Origin of the sequence: Sorangium sp. So ce362, assembly GCF_051519845.1 — a bacterium.
Taxonomy (GTDB): Bacteria; Myxococcota_A; Polyangia; order Polyangiales; family Polyangiaceae; genus Sorangium.
Genome location: NZ_CP150332.1, coordinates 2,664,190 through 2,683,055, shown reverse-complemented (window position 1 = coordinate 2,683,055; position 18,866 = coordinate 2,664,190). Strand labels below are relative to the sequence as shown.

The window sequence follows — 18,866 nt, the reverse complement described above, 5'->3', positions numbered from 1 at the left end:
CTGCTCTGCGCGCGTGGTCAGCGCGAGACCATGGCTGTGGGAGCCCAGCAAAGTTAGAATACCCTCGCTCCATGTCGCCGCGCTCAACCTCCGCGCCCGCACCATCGACAAGCTCGACGCTGCGGGCTGAGAGCGCGAGCCGCTCCTCCCCTTCCTCTGCGGCCTTCCCGCGCGGCAGCGCCCCCGACTCGGGCGACCCGGAGTCGCTCGATCTGGCGCTCCTGTCGTCGCTCCGGCAAGCCAGCGCGCCGTCGCCCGGCCCGGGGCGGTCGACGCGGCGCACCTACCGCGAGGGCGACGTGATCGGCGGCAAGTACCGGCTGCGCTATGTCCTCGGCGAAGGCGGCATGGGGATGGTGTGGCTGGCCCACAACGACGTGCTGAACATCGACGTCGCGCTCAAGTTCATCCGGCGCGAGGTCACCTCGACCGAGGCGGCGCTTCGCCTCCAGCAGGAGGCGCGCGCCGCGGCGCGGATCGACCACCCCTCGATCGTCCGGGTGCTCGACTTCGGCGAGTCCGATCACCGCGATCCGTACATCGTGATGGAGGTCCTCCGCGGAGAGCAGCTCGTCGAGGCGATCGAGCGCAGGAAGCGCTTCTCGCCCGCGGCCGCGCTCCGCATCCTGCTGCCGATCGCGAGCGCCCTCGCCGCGGCGCACGACCGCAAGATCGTCCACCGCGATCTCAAGCCCGAGAACATCTTCCTCGTGAAGAACGATCGCGGGGACGTCACCCCCAAGATCGTCGACTTCGGCATCGCCAAGGTGTGGAGCGAGACCGCGGGCGGCGACGTGACCAAGGCGGGCACGGTGCTCGGCAGCCCCGACTACATGTCGCCCGAGCAGGCGCGCGGCATCACCGACGTCGACGGGCAGACCGACATCTGGGCCTTCTCCGTGGTGCTCTACGAGACGATCACGGGCCAGAGGCCGTTCCTCGGCGGCAACTACCACGACCTCGTGGCGGCGATCATCGTCAAGGATCCGGTGCCGATCACCGAGCTCGGGGTCGGCGACCCGACGCTGTGGGGCATCATCGAGCGCGGGCTCGCGAAGGAGCGCTCGGAGCGGTGGCGGACCATGCGCGACATGGGCGTGGCGCTCGCGCGGTGGGCGACCGAGCACGGGGTCGAGGAGGACGTGGCCGGGACGTCGATCGCCGTCCACTGGCTGAGCGACGGCGGCCAGCGGCGCCTGTCCGAGCGGCCGCCCGCGCGCGCGTCGAGGAGCGGCGCGGACGTGGAGACGGCCGCGCGCGAGGAGAGCGCGCGCGAGACCGGCGGCCGGCGGCGCGCCGCCGTCCTCGCGCTGGCGGCGGTCGCGGCGCTCGTGACGATCGGCCTCGCGCTGTTCTCCCTGCGCACCACGACCGCGCGGGACGCCGGCGCCGAGCCGCCCCCGGCGGCGCCGCCCGCCGCGCCGCGCGACCCGTCCGCGCCCGCCGCGGCCACGCCCGCCGCGGCCGCGCCGCTCCCCGGGCAGAGCGCCGGGAGCCAGGGCCACGCCGGGCCGGAGCGCTCGGCCAAAGCGCCGCCCGCAATCGGCGAGCCGCGCCGCGGGACGGCGGACAGCGGCGCCGCCGAGCGGGAGCCCGCGGCGGCTCCCCGGAACCCGGGCGCGCGACGGAGCGCGGTCCCGCGGACGAGCTCGAAGACCCCTGGCGCTGCCCTGCCGGTCCCGGCTCGGCCGAACTTCTGAAGCCGCGATGCCGCCGGAGGTGAGACCCGCGCGCGAGGCGCGACATCGCAAGACCACGCTCGGCGCGCGCTGGCCGCTGCTGCTCGCGCTGGCCGTGCTCACCGGCGCCTGCTCGCTGCTCGCGGAGAGCGCCCTCTCCGACAAGCCGCCCGCGGGCGGCGCCGAGCCCCCGAACGGCGGCGCGTGCGCGCCGGGCTGCGCGGCGGACGCCTGCTGCGACGGCGCGTGCGTCGACCTGAGCCAGGACGGAGCGCACTGCGGCGCCTGCGGCAACGCCTGCGGCGCCGGGGAGTCGTGCTGCGGCGGGTCGTGCACCAGCGTGCTGAACGATCCGACGAACTGCGGCGCCTGCGGCGCGCCGTGCCTGAACACGCTGTGCGTGGGCGGCCACTGCTCGTCCGAATGCGTCTTCGGCTTCGACAACTGCGACGGGAACATCGTCACCAACGGCTGCGAGGTCGACCTCACCAGCGATCCCGAGCGCTGCGGCGGTTGCTCCCTCCGTTGCCCTTCGGGCGCGATCTGCGACGAGGGGCAGTGCGCCTGCGCGCCGCCGCTCCTCGACTGCGACGAGCGCGACGACACGGGGTGCGAGACCGACGGCTCGTCGAACCCCGCGAACTGCGGCGGCTGCGGCGTCACCTGCGGGCCGAACATGGAGTGCCAGGCGGGCGTGTGCGGGTGCCAGCCGGGGTACGACGACTGCAACGGTTCGGCCGATGACGGCTGCGAGTCCACGCTCGGCACGAGCGAGCGCTGCAGGGCCTGCGGCGACACCTGCGCGGACGGCATGATCTGCGACCCGGGCGGCGGCTGCGCGTGCGCGAACGGGCTCCTCGACTGCGACGGCGCGCCCGGCTGCGAGTCGCCCGCGACCGACCCGACGAGCTGCGGCGCCTGCGGCGCGCAGTGCGCGCCGGAGACGCCGTTCTGCGACGGCGCCGCGTGCATGCCCACCTGCGCCTCGGGCCTCGCCGCGTGCGGCTTCTCGTGCGTCGACATGCAGACCAGCCCCAGGCACTGCGGCGCGTGCGGCGTGGCCGCGGGGCCGCACCAGCACTGCGAGGCGGGCGCGCTGGCGTGCGACGCGGGCTTCGCCGACTGCGATCCGAACGTTCCGGGCTGCGAGTCCGACCTCGCCAGGGATCCGCAGCACTGCGGCGCGTGCGGCACCGTCTGCAAGCCGGGCGCCGCGTGCGCCGCCGGCGCGTGCGCGTGCGGGGGGTTCACGCCGCACGACTGCGGCGCAGACTGCCGCGCCTGCTGCTCGGACGCGGACTGCTCCGATGGCGACGGCTGCACCGCGGACGTGTGCGCCGACGGCGGCACGGTGTGCCGGAGCACGGCCTGCGCCGAAGGACAGCAGTGCTGCAGCCTCATCGCGTGCCGCCAGTGCTGCACAAGCGCCGACTGCAGCGGCGACGAGATCTGCTCGGGCGGCGCCTGCATCCCGCCCTGCGGCAGCGGCCTCGCGGCGTGCGACGGGGCGTGCGTCAGCCTGGGCTCGGCCCAGCACTGCGGCGCGTGCGGGAACGCCTGCCTGAGCGGGCGCGAGTGCCGCGACGGCGCGTGCACGCCCGCGTGGGTCCTCATGACGAGGATCGGCGCGCCCGCGCCGCGGCAGCTGGCCGCGGCGACCTGGATCGGGAACGCGCTCTTCGTGTGGGGCGGCCGCACGGCGAGCGGGGACGTGAGCGACGGGGCGCTCTACGATCCGGCGCGCGACGTGTGGTCGTCGCTGGGGGGCGCGGGCGCCCCCTCGGCCCGTGTGGTCGCCGGCGCGGCGTGGACGGGCTCCCTCGTGCTCGTGTGGGGCGGCGGCTCGTTCGCGAGCACGTCGGGCCTGTCCACCGGCGGCGCGTACGACCCGGTGGCACGGACCTGGCGCGCGATGAGCACCACGAACGCCCCCACGGCGCGGCGGTCGCCGTTCGCCGTGTGGACCGGCACGCGCCTCCTGATCTGGGGCGGCACCGCGGGCGGCGCCCCCGCCGCCGGCGGCGCGCTCTACGACCCCGTCGCCGACGCGTGGGCGCCGATCTCCAGCGCCGGCGCGGCTCCCGCGCGCGACGGCGTCGCGTGGGCCTGGTCGGGCACGGAGCTCTACCTGTTCGGCGGGCGCGCCGGCGAGGCGACCACGAACGAGGGGTACGCCTACAACCCCACGACGGACGTGTGGCGAGCGCTGCCCACCGCGGGCGCGCCGGGCCCGCGGGCCGATGCGTTCGCGGTCTGGATGGGCAACCGGCTGCTCGTCTGGGGCGGCCAGGACAAAAACGACGCCACCCTCGACGACGGCGCGAGCTACGACGCGGCCGCGGGCACCTGGCTCGCCATCGACAACAAGGACGCCCCCTCGCGGCGCAGCCGCAGCGAGCGGCGCACCGGCTGGACCGGGTGGACCGGCGCGCGCGCGCTCATCGCAGGCGGGCGGAACGACGCGATGTTCAGAAAGGACGGGAAACTGTACGATCCCGCGGCAGGGTGGCACGCGAGCATGTCGCCCGCGGCCAAGCAGCACAGCTACGGCGTGGGGGTCTGGACGGGGACCGAGCTCATCCTGTGGTCCGGGCTCGACGGGCTCTTGCTCGTGGCCGACGGGGAGCGGTTCAGACCGTGACGCCGCGCCGGACGCGGGCGCTCGCGGGCCCCCTCGCGCTCCTCCTCGCGGCGGCGGGGCTCCTCGCCACGCCTGCGCCCGCCGCGGCGCAGAGCGCGGCCGACGTCGCCGTCGCGCGCGAGATCTTCATCGAGGGCTCCGAGTTCGCCAAGCAGGGCCGCTGGGAGGAGGCGCGGAAGCGGTACGAGCGCTCGCTCGCGATCAAGCGCGCGCCGATCACGCTCTACAGCCTCGGGGTGGCTCAGCAGCAGACCGGCCAGCTCGTCGAGGCGCTGGAGAACTTCCGCGCGTTCCTTGTCGAGCCGTCCGCGCCGGCGACGAAGGAGTACGAGAAGCTCGCGCGCCAGGCGGTGCAGGAGCTCGAGCGCCAGATCGCGGCGCTCGATCTGAGGTTCTCCCCGGACGACGTCGCCGGCCTCGCGGTGAAGATCGACGGGGTCGACGTGCCCGTGGCGGCGCTCGATCGGCCGCGGCCGCTCAACCCGGGGCACCACACGGTGACCGCGAGCGCGCCGGGCTACCGCGAGGCGCAGCGGACCATCGCCGCGGCGCCGGGGAGCCGTCTCGTCGTCGTGATGACCCTGGAGCGCGACGCCGCCATGCTGGACGCGTCCGCCGGGCCGCGGGCGCCCTTGGCGAGCGCGCGGCCCGGTGGCGCGGCGCTCCGCGCCACGCCCGACGCCGCGACGGTCCGCGTCGTGCCGATCGTGCTGCTCGCCGGCGGCCTGACCACCGTCGCGGCCGGCGTGGCGATCGGCCTCCTCGGCGTCGCGAGCGCGTCGGACGCGCCGACGCGGGACGGGGACGCCGCCGACGCCGCGCGCGTCCAGGCGCTCGCGGGCGACATCGTCGCGGGCGCCGGCCTCGTCGCGGCGGGCGCCGGCGTGCTCGTGCTGGTCCTCGATGGCAACGCCGCCGGCGCCCCGCGCACGGCCCCGCCGCGCGCGGCGCTCGGCCCGCTCCGCCTCACGGTGCGCTTCTGACCTCCCCGCGGAGGGCCGGTCGCTACGCGGTCGGCATCTCGCTGCGGTCGAGGCTCACCACGACGAACGTGCCGTAGTTCAGGATCGTGAGCGAGTCCTCGTCCACGATGAGCACGCGGACGCACTGGGACGGCGATGGAGCGAGCAGGTCGGCGTAGGGGTCGAGCGGCGCCTCGTCCGCGGGCGGCAGCGCGGCGTGCAGGAACGCGTGGAGCCGCGCGCGATGGCCGAGGATGACGCTCGCGCCCGGCGGCTCAGCGCAGCCGGGCGCGGCGCTGCGGAAGAACAGCCGGCGCGCCGCCGGAGACACGACGAGGATCGCCACGTCGGTGACGTCGAGCCCGCTGCACGTGCACAGCTGCTCCACGCGATCGCTCACGGCGTCCTCCACCGTGCGGAACAGCCGCAGCCGCCTCCGCTGTCCCTCGGTGAGGCCCGGCTCCTCGAGGTAGCTCTCGAGACTGCACCCGTGCATGTTCCGCCCGCACCCGTAGGTCATGCCGCCTGCGCCGTGGCGCCCCCTGCCCGCCCGCCTCTGCCGGCCGGGTCGGACAGCCGCCACGCCTCCCCGCATGGGCGCTCATGCACGGGATTAGCCAACGCCCCCGGGCGCCGCGGCGCCGCTCCAGGACAGGGCGCGGTCGCCAGGCTCTCCACGGTCCACGGGCGGCGACCGGGACGCACGCCGCCCTCGCCCCTGCGCGGCGGGCCGGCGGCTACTGCGCTGCCGGCGCCGCGAACTTCGCCGTGAGCTCGACCTGGGCCACGCTGCGCTGGGCGGCCTGCTGGGCGCTGGCGCCGGGGGGCACGAGGAGCGCCTGGAGCCGCTGCGAGGCGTCGGCGGTGCCCGGCGCGTAGCTCGACGGCGACCAGGTGAACGTGCCCTTTCCGGAGGAGTCGACCCGGTCGATGGTCAGCGTGACGTCGCCGTTCGGGCCCGGCAGCTTGAGATCGGCCCCCTCCGCGTACTGGCGCGTATCCACGCTGAACGAGACGAGATCCCCCTCCACCTTCTCGATCTTGAAGACCCGGTACCGCAGCACCGGCAGCTGCGCGCCCGACACCACGACGCGGTCGGTAACCATCCAGTAGGCCCCCGCGCCGACGGGCTTGTCCGGCAGCGGCGGCGTGAGGAGCGCGATGGCCTCCCCGAGGGCGGCGAGCACCGGCTGGAGCCCGGGATCGGCGTCCTTGGCCAGCTCGGGCCTGTAATTGCTGGCCACGTTCGCCGGCGAGAGATCGTAGCGCAGCGAGCTGCCCTTCAGCTTCGCCAGCGCGTCGGCGAGCTCCCTCGGCGGCCCGCCGACGGACATCGACGCGAGCGTCGCCGACGTGACCTTCGCGGTCACCTTCGTCGGCGCCGCGGGCGCGGCCGCGCCGTCCTTGGGGGGGTCCGCCGGCTTCTCCGCCTTGAGGCTCACGCCGAAATCGAGGTTCGGCATCCCCTGCGGCCCGCCCATGCGCAGCCCGAGCGTGATGGTGAGCTTTTGCTCGGATTTCGGGTCGATCTTCGGGGCGAGCCTGGCCCGCGGCTCGCTGCCGTCGTCGATGACCTCGAGCTTGTAGGGCACGTCCTTCGGGAGCGCGGCGACCGCGGCTTGCGGCGAGAACACGCCGTTCTCCGGCGGGCCGTCCGCCGCGCTGCCCGGCGGCGGCCGCTTCTCGGGGCCGCCCGGCGCCGCCGCCTCGGCGAGCGCCGCGCCGAGCTTGCCGCCGACGACCGGCAGCCCCGGGCCGGCGTCGAGCGCGCCCGCATCGACGGTGACCTGCGCCTTGCCCTTGTCCCCGTCGCAGCCCGCGAGCCCCGCCAGGGCGACCGCCGCGAGCATCGAAGCCATAACCCCGCGCCACCGAGTGTGCATGACGGCGGGTGTAGTCAAAACCCGCGCTGCGTTCCAGCACGCTCTTGCGCCGGCCAGGGAGCCGCCGTCGCGGGGGGAGCCGCCCGACAGCCTGTCAGCGCCGCAGCGCGGCCTTGAGCCCGCCGATGTGCTCCAGGAGCTCGAGAGGCCGGAACGGCTTCGCGTAGTACGCGGTCGCGCCGAGCTCCTCGGCGCGGGCGCGCGCCTCGCGGTCGTCGAGGGCGCTGATCACGATGATCGGCAGGCTGGCGGTGGCCGGATCCGCGCGGAGGCGCGCGCAGACCTCGAAGCCGTCCATGCTCCCGGGGAGCATCAGATCGAGGAGGATCACGTCGAAGGGCTCGGTCAAGGCGCGCTCCACCGCCTCGCGGCCGGTGCCGACGCCGATGACCTCATGGCCGCTCGCGCCGACCAGCGCCTCGATCATGCGCCGGATCGCGTCCTGATCTTCACAGAGAAGGATACGCATGGTCGCGAGCTCACGGAGCGTCGCACCCGCGCCATCGCGCGGTCAAGCGGGAACGCCCCCGCCCGCCCGGTCCAATCGCGATCGGGATCGGGCTAGGCGCGGCGAGGGCGGCCGGCGAGCCGCTCGGCGCTGGCGGGCGGACGCAGCGCGAGCTCGATGCCCACGCGCGCCCCGCCGCCCTCGCGGCTCTCGGCGAACGCGCGGCCCCCGTGCGCCTCGGCGATGCGCTTGCACAGCGCCAGGCCCAGGCCGAGCGAGCCGCGCTCGGCGCCGCTCTCGCCCCCCTGCACCCGCTCGCGCCGGAAGAACGGCTCGAAGATGCGCGTCTCCTCCCCCTCCGCGAACCCGGGGCCGCGGTCCTCGACCTCGAAGACCACGCGGCTCGGACCGCCGGGACGGACCCGCAGCCGCTCGGCCCCGCCCGCGTGCGCGCGCGCGTTCTCCAGCAGGTTGGCGAGCGCGCGCGCCAGCAGCGTCGCGTCCGCCTCGAACGCCGGCGTCCCCTCGGCGACCTCCAGCAGCGTCGGGTCCAGCCCGGCGCGCTCCAGCGCGCGGATCGCGGTCTCGGCCGGGCTGAGGCGCGACACGGTGAGGGCCGCGAAATCGATGCGCGAGCTCGCCAGGAGATCGCCGACGAGCGCGTCGATCTCCATGACCTCGCGATCGAGGTCGTCGAGCACGGACACGCTCGGCCCGCCGTTCCCGCGGGCCAGCTCGGTGAGCAGGCGGATCCGGGCGAGCGGCGTGCGGAGCTCGTGCGACACGGCGGCGAGGAGCTCTCGCTGGTCGGCGATCTGGCGCTCGATGCGGCCCGCCATGTCGTTGACCGCCTCGGCGACCACGCCGACCTCGCCCTGGCCGTGGCAGTCGAGCCGGACCCGGCTCGACAGCTTGCCGGCGCCGATCTCGTGGGCGACGTGGGCCAGATCGACGAGCGGGCGGGCGAGGCGGCGCGAGATGAGGCCCGAGGCCCCCCACAGGACGACGCCCACGGCGAGCAGCGGCAGGGCGAGGCGGAGCGGCGCGCCGGACCGGCCGCGCCCGGGGCAGAGGAGCACGGTGCCGAGCGGACCGCCCTCGCCGCGGACCGGCGCGACAAGGGTGTGGGCCCGGCAGGGCTGGCCGTACCGCGCGAGCCTCCGCCCCGTCGCGTCGCGGAGCTCGAGGTCGGTGTCGAAATCCTCGGCGATCACGCGGGCGAGGGCGTCGCGGGCCACGGGATCGGCCCAGACCCGCTGGAACTGGTGGCCCACGAAGGACTGGGCGCGGGCGTGCTCGCGCCGCCAGCCGGAGTTGCCGACGCGGTCGATGGCCCCGACCGTCGCGAACGCGGCGAACGCGGTGATGAGGATGGTCGCGCCGAACCACATGAAGATCCGGCGATGCAGCCGCGCGCTGAGGAAGCGGCCGATCGAGACCTTCCGCCCGTTCTCGTACAGCCAGGACCGGTAGCGGATCACGCGCGGTCCTTGGCGAGCACGTAGCCGACCCCGCGCACGGTCTTGATGAGCTTCGGCGACCTGGGATCGTCGGCGAGCTTCTGCCGCAAGTGCGAGATGTGCACGTCGACGGTCCGCCCGCCGACGTTGACGTCGCCGCGGCCGGCCTCCTCGAGGAGCGCGTCGCGGGCGACGACGCGGCCGGCGCGCCGCGCGAGGGCCACGAGGATGTCGAACTCGATGCCGGTGAGCTCCGCCGGCTTGCCCGCCACGCTGACCACGCGGCCGGGCACGTCGATGGCGATGTCGCCGGCCACGATCCGCTCGCCGGCGGCGTCGGGCGTGGCGCGCCGGAGCACGGCCCGGAGGCGCGCGAGCAGCTCGCGCGGGCTGAACGGCTTCGCGATGTAGTCGTCGGCGCCGATCTCGAGGCCGACCACGCGATCGGCCTCGTCGCCGCGGGCGGTGAGCATGAGGATCGGCATCGAGCTCTTCTGCCGGATGCGGCGCACGACCTCGATGCCGTCCATGCCGGGCATCATCACGTCGAGGAGGACGGCGTCGAAGGTGCCCGCGGCGAGCGCCGCGAGGCCTCGCGCGCCGTCGCCCGCGACGGTCACCATGAACCCGTTCTGCTCGAGGTAGCTCGCGAGCAGGGCGTGGAGCCTTGTGTCGTCGTCGATGAGCAGCAGCCGCAGCGCCATGGAGGACCCCGGGGAGCAGGGGCGGCAGCGCGCGGCTGCCGCCTCCTTTGTGTATAGCTCAGCGGTCCGCGCCGGTGTCGGGCTCCGGCGCTCCGGGGCGCGCGGGCGCGGCGCTCCGCCACGAGGAGCGCTCGGCCCCGCGCGCGGCGTCCACGCACAGGGACGCGACGTGGCGCTGGAAGGCGTCGCGGCGGGCCTCTGCGCGGCATCGCAGCGAGGAGAAGCCGGAGGCGTAACCGAAGACGGTGCCGAGGACGAGCAGCGTGATCGTGATCTGGCGTCGCATCATGGTCTCGTTGCCTCCTTCACGCCCACTCGCCGTGGGTCCTGTAGGGATCGGCGCGGTGGCCGCGCCCGCCGGCCCTGCCGGACCCCAGGTCGCGGAAGGCGGCCGGCCCGATCTCGATGAGATCCGCGAGCTGCTCGCGCTGGCGATCCTCGAGCACGGCGTGGACCTTGCCGAGCGCGCCGACCGCGGCCTTGCGCAGCGACTCGATGGCGGTGTCGTGCCGCGCGAAGAGCTCGCCGAGGCGCGTCTCGTCGAGGCTCGGGCTCCGCATCGCGGCCGCGACGTCCGCGCGCGTGCTGCGGATCTCGCTGCGGTGCGCGTCCGCGGCGGCGCGGAGCTCGTCGACGGCCGAGACGATGACCTTCTCCTGCGACGGCGTGGTGCCGAGCCGGTCGAAGAGGAACGACAGGAAGAAGCGACGGCGGAAGCCGAAGCCGCCGAAGCCGCGCCGGCCGAAGGAGCGCGGCCCCGAGCCCCAGTGCCCGCCGCAATCGTACCGGCCGCCGCGCCTCAGGGTCATGATCAGGCCGATCAGACAGGCCGTTCCAACGACGAATCCCAACATGATGAGTACCCTCCGTGAGCGTCTCCGCTGTCGATACGTGCACGGGGAATGTCCGCGCGGCCCCGGTTCGTCCGGACGCGAGCGCGGCCCCGGCCGCAGGTGACCGGAGCCGCAGACGCGCGGCCCCGGGCTGCGAGGTCGGAGCCGCAGACGCGCGGCCCCGAGCCACGACGAAGCTGCGCAGGGCATGTGAAGGATGTGCAGGAACGCGCGTGAAGAAAGATGAAGACAGCCGCGCGGCGCTCGGTGCTGGACGACGCGGCGCGCCGTGCTGCGGCCGCGCCGTGCTGCGACGGAGCGGTGCGTCGTGTCGCGCGGGCGGCTTCGCGCCCTCGGACAGCTTTACTTCGCCGGCTCCACCTCGCCGATGTCGTCCAGGTCGGCCTTGGCCTTCTCGTCGCCCGAGACCGCCCACGGATTCGTGCGTTCGCTGTCGGGCGCAGCACCGTCGACTCCGTCGTCGTCCCCCTCTTCTTCGAGGTCGTCGAGCGACTCGACCCCGGCCGGCGAGGAGCTCGGCGCAGGCGGCGTCGACGCGCGGGGCGCCGGGGGCGCAGGCGGCGTCGACGCGCGGGGCGCGGGCGGCGCGGGCGGCGTCGACGCACGGGGCGCGGGCGGCGCGGGCGGCGTCGACGGGCGCGCCGACGAGGTGCCCGGGTCGCTCGGGAGCCTGCTGCGCGGCGGCTCGGCCACCTGCGATGAGATGAACGCCGCTGCGGGGCCCGCCGCAGCCGACGGCTTCGCCACGATGGCGCTCGGGGACGTGATGCTCCCGGCCGGCCTCGGGCCCGCGGGAGAGCCGGTCGGCGAGCTGCTCACCGAGGGCGGGAGACCTCCCGACGGCGAGCTCGCCGCCCCGGAGGAGGCCCCGCCCGGAGCGGCGCCCGCAGCGGGCTTGCCGGCCTGGCCCGGATCAGGCGCGACGCCGGACAAGACGGAGGCAGGCGCCGCCGACGCGGGCGCGCCGCCGGATGAGGCGGGGGCCAACGCCGCAAACGCTGGCATGGGCGCACCGCCCGGCGAGACGGGCGCCGACGCCGCCGGCTTCGACACGGGCGCACCGCCGGACGACGCCGGCGCCGGCCCCGCCGGAGCGCCGGCCGCCGGCGCGGGCGCGCTGCCCGGCGCGGCGGCGGGCGCGCCGCTGCGGCCCGACGACAGCTCCGCCGGCGCCGCCCTCGGCGTGGCGGCGCGCGGCGTGTCGAAGCGCATCGCCTTCTGCGCGAGCTGCACCACGGGGAGGATCTCGCGCGGCGGGATGTTCGCGGCGATCACGTCTGGCCCGGCGATCGCGAGCTCGCCGTCGGCGTGGAACGGCACGCCCGGGCGCTCGCGCTCCTGCTTGAGCCGCGCGTTGTCGATGGCGACGCGGACCTCGAGCGGGATCCGGGTCTGCCAGAGCCGGCCGTCGATCGCCGTGCGCACGTCCCACGGCGTCAGGATCGGCGTCCTGCCGATGCCCTCGAACGGGCTCCGGTCCGCGAGCAGCGCCTTGAGCAGCCAGGCGACGATCTCCTGGTGCTGCGGCGTGTCCTGATCCCACGGCATCGACTCGCGGAAGAACTGCCAGTAACCCCCGGCCGGGCCGTACACGGAGAGATCGCGCGGATCGAACGCGGCCTCGAACGCGCGCGGGGTGATGTCGCCCTCGTCGATGACGGAGTCGATGAGCGCGCCCTGGAAGTCCGGCGTCTTGCGGCGGGCGGCCCGCGGCGAGAGGCCGGTGAGGGAGGTCGTGATCTGCTGGCGAACGTCGCCCCGCTCGCGGAACCAGTCCATCCGCTCGACCGCGCCGAACCGCTCGCGCAGCTTGACCGGCGTCCACCACGGCAGATCGAGCTCGCGCAGGCGCGCGATCAGCTCGGCCACGAGCTGCAGCGCAGGCTCGCTCGCGAGGTGCACGCGCGCCTCTCTCCTCAGCGTCTCGTCGTCCTTGCTCTCGGAATCCCGGTGCTGCAGCGATCGCTCCGCCATCGTTCCTCCGTCTTCCCCCGGCTGTTCAGCTGAATACCAGAACCGGATCCGCGACGCCCAGCCCGCGCGCGCGACGGCGGAGCGCGCTCCGGCCCGGCGCGACCCGTGCCTCGACGCGAGCGCGCGGCGCGCATCTCCCGCGGACCGCCAGGATGTCGTTCTGCAACGACGCGCGAACGCAGCGGCGAGCAGCGGCCGATCTTCAAGGGCGCCCCCTCTGCGTGGCCGAGGCCAGCGCCCGAGGCCACCCGGCCGCGACGCGCGCCGCCTTGGATCTCGGCGCGGCGTCGATCCGGGCTAGGCTCTCGCGGCCATGCAGGAGGACGCGGGAGAGGGCGCGCGCGAACGCGCAGCGCGAGGGTTCGATCGGCTGGACCGCCCCGGGCGCGGGCTCTCGCCGTGGGCGCGCCGCGTCGCGTGGTCCGCCGCCGAGGCGATGCTCTGCGACGAGGACGAACGGGGCGAGCTCGCCCCGCCGGGCGCCGAGGTGTGCGAGCGCGCGGTCGCGGCGCTGGATCTCTCGCTCGGGCAGGCAAGCCCCGAGACGCGGCGCGGCTTCGCGCTGCTGGCCGCGTGCCTCGAGCTGCTGCCGCTCTTCGTGATCGGCGCCTTCGGCCGGATGAGCCGGCTCTCGCTCGGCCGGCGGCTCGCCTACCTCGAGGCGCTGGAGTCGAGCCGCTCCGGGCTCCTCGCGATGCTGCTCGTCGCCTTCAAGGTGCCCATGTGCATCCCCGCCTTCGAGGAGGGCGCGGAGCTCGCGCTGACGGGCCTCGACCGCGAGAGCACCGCGGCGCGGCGCAGGTTGCCCGAGCTCCGCCCGGCCGCGGTCGCTCCCGCCGCGCCGCGCGGGGAGGCGGACGAGGGCCCACGCGCGCAGCCCGCCGCCACGTCCGGCGCAGGGGGTGACGCGTGACCCACGCCATCGCGTCGAGCGCGCCGATCGTCCGCGGGCGCGACCTGCCGGCCGGGTTCGACGAGCCGTGCGACGTCGTCGTGGTCGGCTCCGGCGCCGGCGGCGCGGTCGTCGCGGCGCTGCTCGCCGAGGCGGGGCGCCGCGTCATCGTGCTGGAGGAGGGCCCCTACTACCGCCCCGACGACTACCAGCGCTGGAAGCCCAGCGAGTCGCTGCGGCGGCTGTTCCGCGAGGGCGGCATGGTCACGGCGTTCGGCGTGGGCCAGACGCCGATCATCTCGCTCACGCAGGGGCGCGCCGTCGGCGGCTCGTCGGTGGTGACCGGCGGGGTCTGCTTCCGCATCCCGGGCAGCGTCCACGCGCGGTGGGTGCGCGACCTCGGCCTCGACGAGCTGTCGGAGCGAGCGCTCGAGGCGGCGTACGAGAGCGTCGAGCAGCGGCTCGACGTCCGCGAGGTCCCCGAGGCGATGCGCTCCGCGTCGACGGCGCGGTTCGTCGAGGGGGCGAGGCGGCTCGGCATCCCGATGCGCCCGCTCCGCCGCAACACCGGCGACGCCTGCGAGGGGAACGGCCGGTGCAACTTCACCTGCCCCGCCGGCGCGAAGCGCTCTGTCGACGTCGCCTACCTGCCGTCGGCCACCGCGCACGGCGCGCGCGTCGTCGCCGACGCGCTGGTCGAGCGGATCGACGTGAAGCGCGGGCGCGCCGCCGGCGTCGAGGGGAGGCTGCTCGGCGGCGAGCCGGGGGCTCCGCCGCGCCGGTTCCGCGTGCGCGCGAAGGCCGTGGTCGCGGCGTGCGGCACGCTGCACACGCCGCTGCTCCTCCGCACGGCGGGCGCCTTCAAGGCGAGCGGCGCGCTCGGCAACGACGTGACGCTGCACCCCGCGGTGCGCGTCGTCGCGCGGTTCGACGACGCGCTGAACGGCTGGGACGGCGCGCTCCAGAGCGTCTACTCCGACCACTTCGACGCCGAGGGGATCAAGCTCGTCGGCGTCTACTCGGCGGTGAACGTGCTCGCAGCGGGCCTCCCCGGCGTCGGGCCCGCGCTGCGGCGGCGGGTCCGCGCGCTGCCGCGCTGCGCCGTCTTCGGCGCCATGATCCACGACGAGGGCGGCGGCCGCGTCCGCCCCGGCCCCGGCCGCGAGCCGCTCGTCTCGTACGCGATGGCGCCGCGGGATCTCGCGCGGCTGCGCCGCTCGATCACCCTCCTCAGCGAGATGGCGATCGCCGCCGGCGCGCGCGAGGTCTACACCGCGATGATCGGCGAGCCGCCGATCACGTCGATGGACGCCGCGCTCGCGGCCGAGCGCGCGCCCATCGACGCGCGCCGCATCGAGTGCATGGCGTTCCACCCGCTCGGGAGCGCGCGGGTGGCGAACGATCCCCGGCGCGGGATCGTCGACCAGGACGGCGAGTGCTTCGAGCTGCCGGGGCTCTTCGTGGCCGACGGATCCATCCTCCCCACGAGCATCGGCGTGAACTCGCAGGTGCCGATCATGGCGATGGCGACGCGCATCGCGTGGCGGATGGCCGAGCGCTTCCCGAGGCTCGCGGCGGAGAGCCCCGCGTAGGGGCGCAGGGCGCGGTGCTAGCATGTCGGCGCGGGCCGACAGCCGAGGTTTCAGGATGCAAGCGATGATCGATCTCCGCTCCGACACGGTGACCCGACCGACCGCGGCCATGCGCGCGGCCATGGCGGCGGCCGAGGTCGGCGACGACGTGTACCGGGAGGACCCCACCGTGCGCAGGCTCGAGGAGCGCGTCGCGGAGCTGACGGGCAAGGAAGCCGCGCTGTTCGTGCCGAGCGGGACGATGAGCAACCAGATCGCGCTGCTCTGCCACACGCAGCGCGGCGACGAGGTGATCGCGGGCGAGGGCGCGCACTGCGCGTTCTACGAGAGCGGCGCCGCCTCCGCCTGGAGCGGCGTGCAGTTCGTCTTCGCCGGGCGCGGCGGCCTGTTCAAGGCGGCGGACGTCGAGGACGCGATCAAGCCGCCGCAGTACTACCTGCCGCGCACGCGCGTCGTCGCGATCGAGAACACCCACAACCGCGCCGGCGGGCGGGTCTTCCCGCAAGACGACGTCCTCGCCATCGCGTCCGTCGCGCGCGCGCACGGGCTCGCGCTCCACCTCGACGGAGCGCGCCTCTGGAACGCGGCGGTCGCCTCCGGCCGGACGGTCGCCGAGCTCGCGCGGCCGTTCGACACGGTGAGCGTGTGCTTCTCGAAGGGGCTCGGCGCCCCGGTCGGCTCCGCGCTGTGCGGCGGCGCCGACGTGGCGCGCGCCGCGCTGCGCTTCCGGAAGATGCTCGGCGGCGGCATGCGGCAGGCCGGCGTGCTCGCCGCCGCCGCCCTGTACGCGCTCGCGCACCACCAGGGCCGCATCGCCGAGGACCACGAGGCCGCGCGCGCCATCGCGCGGGCGATGCGCGAGGCGGCGCACCGCGCCGCCCGCTCGGCCGGAGCAGAGGCGCCGCCCGCGACGATCGACGAGCCCGAGACGAACATCCTCTACGTCGACGCGCCGGGGATCCCGGCCGAGCGGCTCGTCGACGCAGCGCGGCGGCGCGGCGTGCTCATCGGGACGACGGGCAGGTGCACCGTCCGCGCCGTGACCCACCTCGACGTCGCGCCCGAGCAGGTCGCGCACGCGGCGAGCGCCCTCGCCGAGGCGCTCGCCGAGGTGCTGCCTTCGCCGCGCGATCGCGGCGCCGCGGGCGTGCGCGCATGAGCCGTCGCATCGCCGCGAACGCCTCCGCCGCGGCGGTCGCCCTCGCGATCGCCGCGCTGCTCGGCCCCGCGTGCGCGCCGGCGCGCGGCGACGCCTACCTCGCCGCGCTGGCCGCCGGCGAGCGCGCCTACCACGCGGGGCGCTACCACGAGGCGGCCCGCTCGTTCGACGGCGCCGCCTCGCGCGCGCTGCGCGTGAAGGACCGCGACGAGGCGCGGCTCATGCAAGCGCGCGCCTTCGAGCGCGCGGAGGCCTGGGGCGAGGCGCGCGCGTCGTACGAGCGGCTGCTCGCCGACTCGCCGCATGGGCCGCGCTCGGTGCGCGCGGAGTTCGAGCTCGCCGATCTCGCGATCGAGCACGGCGACGCCGACGCGGGCTTCGCGAGGCTCCTCGCGGCGACGCGTCGACACCCGTCGCACGGGCTCGCGCGCAACGCGCTGAAGCGGCTCATCCAGCGGGAGGAGGAGCGCGCCGGCGCGGGCGGCGCGCTCGCGTGGCTGCGGCAACAAGGCCCGTCGTTCCGCGGGACAGCGCTCGATCAGGACGTCGCCTACCACACGGGCCTGCTCCTCGAGCGCAGCGGCGATCGCGAGGGCGCGCTGCGCGCGCTCGTCGCTGCCGCGCGCGCGCACCCGTACCCCGCCGGCAACCTGACGGACAACGCGCTCTTCCACGCGGCGGAGCTCGCCGCCTCCCTCGGGCGCCCCGAGGAGGCCATCGGCTACCTGAGGGAGATGCTCGCGCCGCGCGAGCCCGCCGTGACCGGCAGCTACGACCGCGAGAAGTTCGACGACGCACAGCTGGAGATCGCGCGCCTCTACCGCGACGCGCTCGGCGATCGCGCGGCCGCGCGGCGCGAGCTGCGCAAGCTCTACACGAACCACCCCGCGTCCATCCTGCGCGACGACGCGCTCTGGGCCGAGGCGAAGCTGTGGCGCGAGGAGGGCCGGACCAGGGAAGCGTGCGCCACCGCGGCGCTGATCACCCGGGAGCTCCCCGACTCGCGCTACGCGCGTTGCGCGCACGCGATCTGCCCGTCGCTCCCGGCAGCGCAGCGCCCGTGCGCGGACTACATCGTCCGCGAGCTCGACGGCGAAAAAGCCCCTTGACGCGGGGGCGCCGCCCTGGCGGCGCCCCGCCCGCGATCAGTCGTCCTCGTCGTCCGCGGGCTCGAGCTCGGCGTCGTCGTCCTCCTCGTCGTCATCGTCGGCGAGGTCGTCGTCCTCGGCCTCGTCGAGGTCATCGTCGTCCTCGCGCGGCTCGTACTTCAGATCGATGCCGATGTCGCCGAGCTGCGTCTCGAGGAGCTCGAAGAGCTCGTCCACGTCGTCGCCCCCCCACTCGTCGAGCACGTCGGTCAAGAACTCAAAAAAATCACCGCTGTCCAGACGACGCTCGATCTCTTCGACCTGCTCCTCCGAGAACGCTTCGAGGACGTCCTCGCGCAGCGCTTCGGTGTCGCCTTCCTCAACGGCATCCGCCGCAGAGAGGCGGATCTGCTTTACGGCACGCTTGTCGAGGTGAATCTCCATGAAGGTGGCTTCGTTTAGGCGACCCTCGCAGTCGCCGTCAAGCGGCGTATGGCGTCGAGCTTCAAGAGACCGCTCGCCTCCCCTTCCCGTCCCCTCTTTTCCTGGGGCGTGCCGCCGGCGCGCCGAGAGGCCAGGGTCTGGACGGCCGCCCGCGGGCCCCGTCCCCCGCGCCGCGGAGGGGCGTTGCCGGCGGCAGATCTCTCGCGTATCTCAAGCAGCTCGTGCGTTTACGACCTCCGCCCGGCGCGCTCCCGGCCGCGACCCTCGCAGCAGGAGCCCTGCTGTCCTTGACAGCACCGGCCGCGCCGCCGGATCGCAAGACCGAGAGCGACCTCCCCCGCGCCGCGCCGGACGCACCCGCCGGCGCCAGGACAGGCGAGGCCGCGGACGAGAGGCTCGACGGCGGCCTCGCCACGCCCACCGAGGGCGCCGCGCAGGGGAACGAGGCCACCCCCGCGCAGCCGCTGCCTCCTCCCGTCAAGCCGCGCGTCGAGCTCGCCGCCCGGCCGCCGCCGCTGCACGTCGAGTACGTGCAGTACGGCGTCGCCCTCGTGGCGGAGATCAGCCTCGACCCCGGCGCCGTCTGCCCGCGGTCGGGGCCCCTGTACTCGTGCATCCTGGGCAGCGGCGGCGGGCTCGCGATCCGCGGCGGCTACCGCTCGCCGGGCCCCTGGTACTTCGGCGGCGCGTACCAGTTCACCAAGATGGACTCGAGCAACCTCTACCGGCTTGGAATCTTCCAGCAGCTGCGCGCCGAGATGAGGTACCTGCCGGACATCGGCTACCGAGCGGCCCCGTATTTTTCCGCCGGCATCGGCGGCATCGTCTACGGCAACGAGTGGGGCGTCGAGACGGGCGGCGCGCTCATCTTCAGCGGCGTCGGCGTCGAGCTGGAGGTGTCGCGCCGCGCCGTCCTCGGCGTCAGCTGCGTCTACCGGCCGGTGCTGATCTCGGGCTGGAAGGACACGGCCAACTATGAGCGGGCCACCGCCATCGCGCAATTCGTGGGCTTCGAGCTCCTGCTCGAGGTGCGGACCGAGCTCGGTCGGCGCTGAGCGGCTCCCCTGCCGATCGAGAGAACGCACC

17 protein-coding genes are annotated in these 18,866 nt (G+C 75.3%); 8 read left to right on the top strand and 9 right to left on the bottom strand.

Annotation, left to right across the window (positions count from 1 at the left end; genetic code table 11):
- Positions 1-71 precede the first annotated feature (71 nt).
- Genes WMF17_RS10705 through WMF17_RS10695 form a run of 3 tightly spaced genes read left to right on the top strand, consistent with a single transcriptional unit; the run spans position 72 to position 5,303 of the window.
- Positions 72-1,700, top strand: a complete 1,629-nt coding sequence (locus WMF17_RS10705; protein ID WP_437649210.1) for a serine/threonine-protein kinase — start codon at positions 72-74, stop codon at positions 1,698-1,700.
- A 19-nt stretch (positions 1,701-1,719) separates the two neighbouring features.
- A complete protein-coding gene (locus WMF17_RS10700; RefSeq protein ID WP_437649208.1) occupies positions 1,720-4,320 on the top strand; it encodes a Kelch repeat-containing protein in 2,601 nt (866 codons plus the stop codon).
- Positions 4,317-5,303 carry a hypothetical protein gene (locus tag WMF17_RS10695; protein ID WP_437649206.1) on the top strand — a complete coding sequence of 329 codons (987 nt, stop codon included), beginning with the start codon at positions 4,317-4,319 and terminating at the stop codon, positions 5,301-5,303. Before WMF17_RS10700 ends, WMF17_RS10695 begins: the two co-directional genes overlap by 4 nt.
- A 22-nt stretch (positions 5,304-5,325) precedes the next feature.
- On the opposite strand, the gene WMF17_RS10690 is transcribed toward WMF17_RS10695, so the two are convergent.
- The 8 genes from WMF17_RS10690 to WMF17_RS10655 all read right to left on the bottom strand — a co-directional run bounded on the left by WMF17_RS10690 (position 5,326) and on the right by WMF17_RS10655 (position 12,605).
- Positions 5,326-5,778, bottom strand: coding sequence for a hypothetical protein (locus tag WMF17_RS10690; protein WP_437601887.1), 453 nt, complete (start codon positions 5,776-5,778; stop codon positions 5,326-5,328).
- A 241-nt stretch (positions 5,779-6,019) separates the two neighbouring features.
- Positions 6,020-7,141 carry a hypothetical protein gene (locus tag WMF17_RS10685; RefSeq protein WP_437649204.1) on the bottom strand — a complete coding sequence of 374 codons (1,122 nt, stop codon included), beginning with the start codon at positions 7,139-7,141 and terminating at the stop codon, positions 6,020-6,022.
- Between the two features lie 118 nt (positions 7,142-7,259).
- Positions 7,260-7,634, bottom strand: a complete 375-nt coding sequence (locus WMF17_RS10680) for a response regulator transcription factor (protein ID WP_437601885.1) — start codon at positions 7,632-7,634, stop codon at positions 7,260-7,262.
- 92 nt (positions 7,635-7,726) lie between these two features.
- Positions 7,727-9,094, bottom strand: coding sequence for a HAMP domain-containing sensor histidine kinase (locus WMF17_RS10675; RefSeq protein ID WP_437649202.1), 1,368 nt, complete (start codon positions 9,092-9,094; stop codon positions 7,727-7,729).
- Positions 9,091-9,777, bottom strand: a complete 687-nt coding sequence (locus WMF17_RS10670; protein WP_437601883.1) for a response regulator — start codon at positions 9,775-9,777, stop codon at positions 9,091-9,093. Before WMF17_RS10670 ends, WMF17_RS10675 begins: the two co-directional genes overlap by 4 nt.
- 58 nt (positions 9,778-9,835) lie before the next feature.
- Positions 9,836-10,066 carry a hypothetical protein gene (locus WMF17_RS10665; RefSeq protein WP_437601882.1) on the bottom strand — a complete coding sequence of 77 codons (231 nt, stop codon included), beginning with the start codon at positions 10,064-10,066 and terminating at the stop codon, positions 9,836-9,838.
- A 16-nt stretch (positions 10,067-10,082) separates the two neighbouring features.
- A complete protein-coding gene (locus tag WMF17_RS10660) occupies positions 10,083-10,631 on the bottom strand; it encodes a Spy/CpxP family protein refolding chaperone (protein WP_437649200.1) in 549 nt (182 codons plus the stop codon).
- A gap of 342 nt (positions 10,632-10,973) precedes the next feature.
- Positions 10,974-12,605, bottom strand: a complete 1,632-nt coding sequence (locus tag WMF17_RS10655) for a hypothetical protein (protein ID WP_437649199.1) — start codon at positions 12,603-12,605, stop codon at positions 10,974-10,976.
- A gap of 313 nt (positions 12,606-12,918) precedes the next feature.
- On the opposite strand from WMF17_RS10655, the gene WMF17_RS10650 reads away from it, so the two are divergent.
- Genes WMF17_RS10650 through WMF17_RS10635 form a run of 4 tightly spaced genes read left to right on the top strand, consistent with a single transcriptional unit; the run spans position 12,919 to position 17,357 of the window.
- Positions 12,919-13,518, top strand: a complete 600-nt coding sequence (locus WMF17_RS10650; protein WP_437601878.1) for a hypothetical protein — start codon at positions 12,919-12,921, stop codon at positions 13,516-13,518.
- Positions 13,515-15,089, top strand: coding sequence for a GMC family oxidoreductase N-terminal domain-containing protein (locus WMF17_RS10645; protein ID WP_437649197.1), 1,575 nt, complete (start codon positions 13,515-13,517; stop codon positions 15,087-15,089). Before WMF17_RS10650 ends, WMF17_RS10645 begins: the two co-directional genes overlap by 4 nt.
- A gap of 55 nt (positions 15,090-15,144) precedes the next feature.
- Positions 15,145-16,248 (top strand): low-specificity L-threonine aldolase, encoded by a 1,104-nt coding sequence (gene ltaE, locus WMF17_RS10640; RefSeq protein WP_437601875.1) that lies wholly within the window; start codon positions 15,145-15,147, stop codon positions 16,246-16,248.
- Positions 16,245-17,357 carry a tetratricopeptide repeat protein gene (locus WMF17_RS10635; protein ID WP_437601874.1) on the top strand — a complete coding sequence of 371 codons (1,113 nt, stop codon included), beginning with the start codon at positions 16,245-16,247 and terminating at the stop codon, positions 17,355-17,357. Before ltaE ends, WMF17_RS10635 begins: the two co-directional genes overlap by 4 nt.
- A 36-nt stretch (positions 17,358-17,393) precedes the next feature.
- Here WMF17_RS10635 and WMF17_RS10630 read toward each other — a convergent pair whose 3' ends face one another.
- Positions 17,394-17,780, bottom strand: coding sequence for a hypothetical protein (locus tag WMF17_RS10630; RefSeq protein WP_437601872.1), 387 nt, complete (start codon positions 17,778-17,780; stop codon positions 17,394-17,396).
- Positions 17,781-18,067: 287 nt separating this feature from the next.
- Here WMF17_RS10630 and WMF17_RS10625 point away from each other — a divergent pair, with 287 nt between their 5' ends.
- Positions 18,068-18,835, top strand: coding sequence for a hypothetical protein (locus WMF17_RS10625; protein WP_437601871.1), 768 nt, complete (start codon positions 18,068-18,070; stop codon positions 18,833-18,835).
- Positions 18,836-18,866 lie beyond the last annotated feature (31 nt).

Bases quoted from the DNA above. Each gene is read 5' to 3' on its own strand.
- WMF17_RS10660 (WP_437649200.1), bottom strand. From the start codon at position 10,631: ATGTTGGGATTCGTCGTTGGAACGGCCTGTCTGATCGGCCTGATCATG.
- ltaE (WP_437601875.1), top strand. From the start codon at position 15,145: ATGCAAGCGATGATCGATCTCCGCTCCGACACGGTGACCCGACCGACC.
- WMF17_RS10680 (WP_437601885.1), bottom strand. From the start codon at position 7,634: ATGCGTATCCTTCTCTGTGAAGATCAGGACGCGATCCGGCGCATGATC.
- WMF17_RS10670 (WP_437601883.1), bottom strand. From the start codon at position 9,777: ATGGCGCTGCGGCTGCTGCTCATCGACGACGACACAAGGCTCCACGCC.
- WMF17_RS10665 (WP_437601882.1), bottom strand. From the start codon at position 10,066: ATGATGCGACGCCAGATCACGATCACGCTGCTCGTCCTCGGCACCGTC.
- WMF17_RS10655 (WP_437649199.1), bottom strand. From the start codon at position 12,605: ATGGCGGAGCGATCGCTGCAGCACCGGGATTCCGAGAGCAAGGACGAC.
- WMF17_RS10705 (WP_437649210.1), top strand. From the start codon at position 72: ATGTCGCCGCGCTCAACCTCCGCGCCCGCACCATCGACAAGCTCGACG.
- WMF17_RS10690 (WP_437601887.1), bottom strand. From the start codon at position 5,778: ATGCACGGGTGCAGTCTCGAGAGCTACCTCGAGGAGCCGGGCCTCACC.
- WMF17_RS10685 (WP_437649204.1), bottom strand. From the start codon at position 7,141: ATGGCTTCGATGCTCGCGGCGGTCGCCCTGGCGGGGCTCGCGGGCTGC.
- WMF17_RS10650 (WP_437601878.1), top strand. From the start codon at position 12,919: ATGCAGGAGGACGCGGGAGAGGGCGCGCGCGAACGCGCAGCGCGAGGG.
- WMF17_RS10635 (WP_437601874.1), top strand. From the start codon at position 16,245: ATGAGCCGTCGCATCGCCGCGAACGCCTCCGCCGCGGCGGTCGCCCTC.
- WMF17_RS10630 (WP_437601872.1), bottom strand. From the start codon at position 17,780: ATGGAGATTCACCTCGACAAGCGTGCCGTAAAGCAGATCCGCCTCTCT.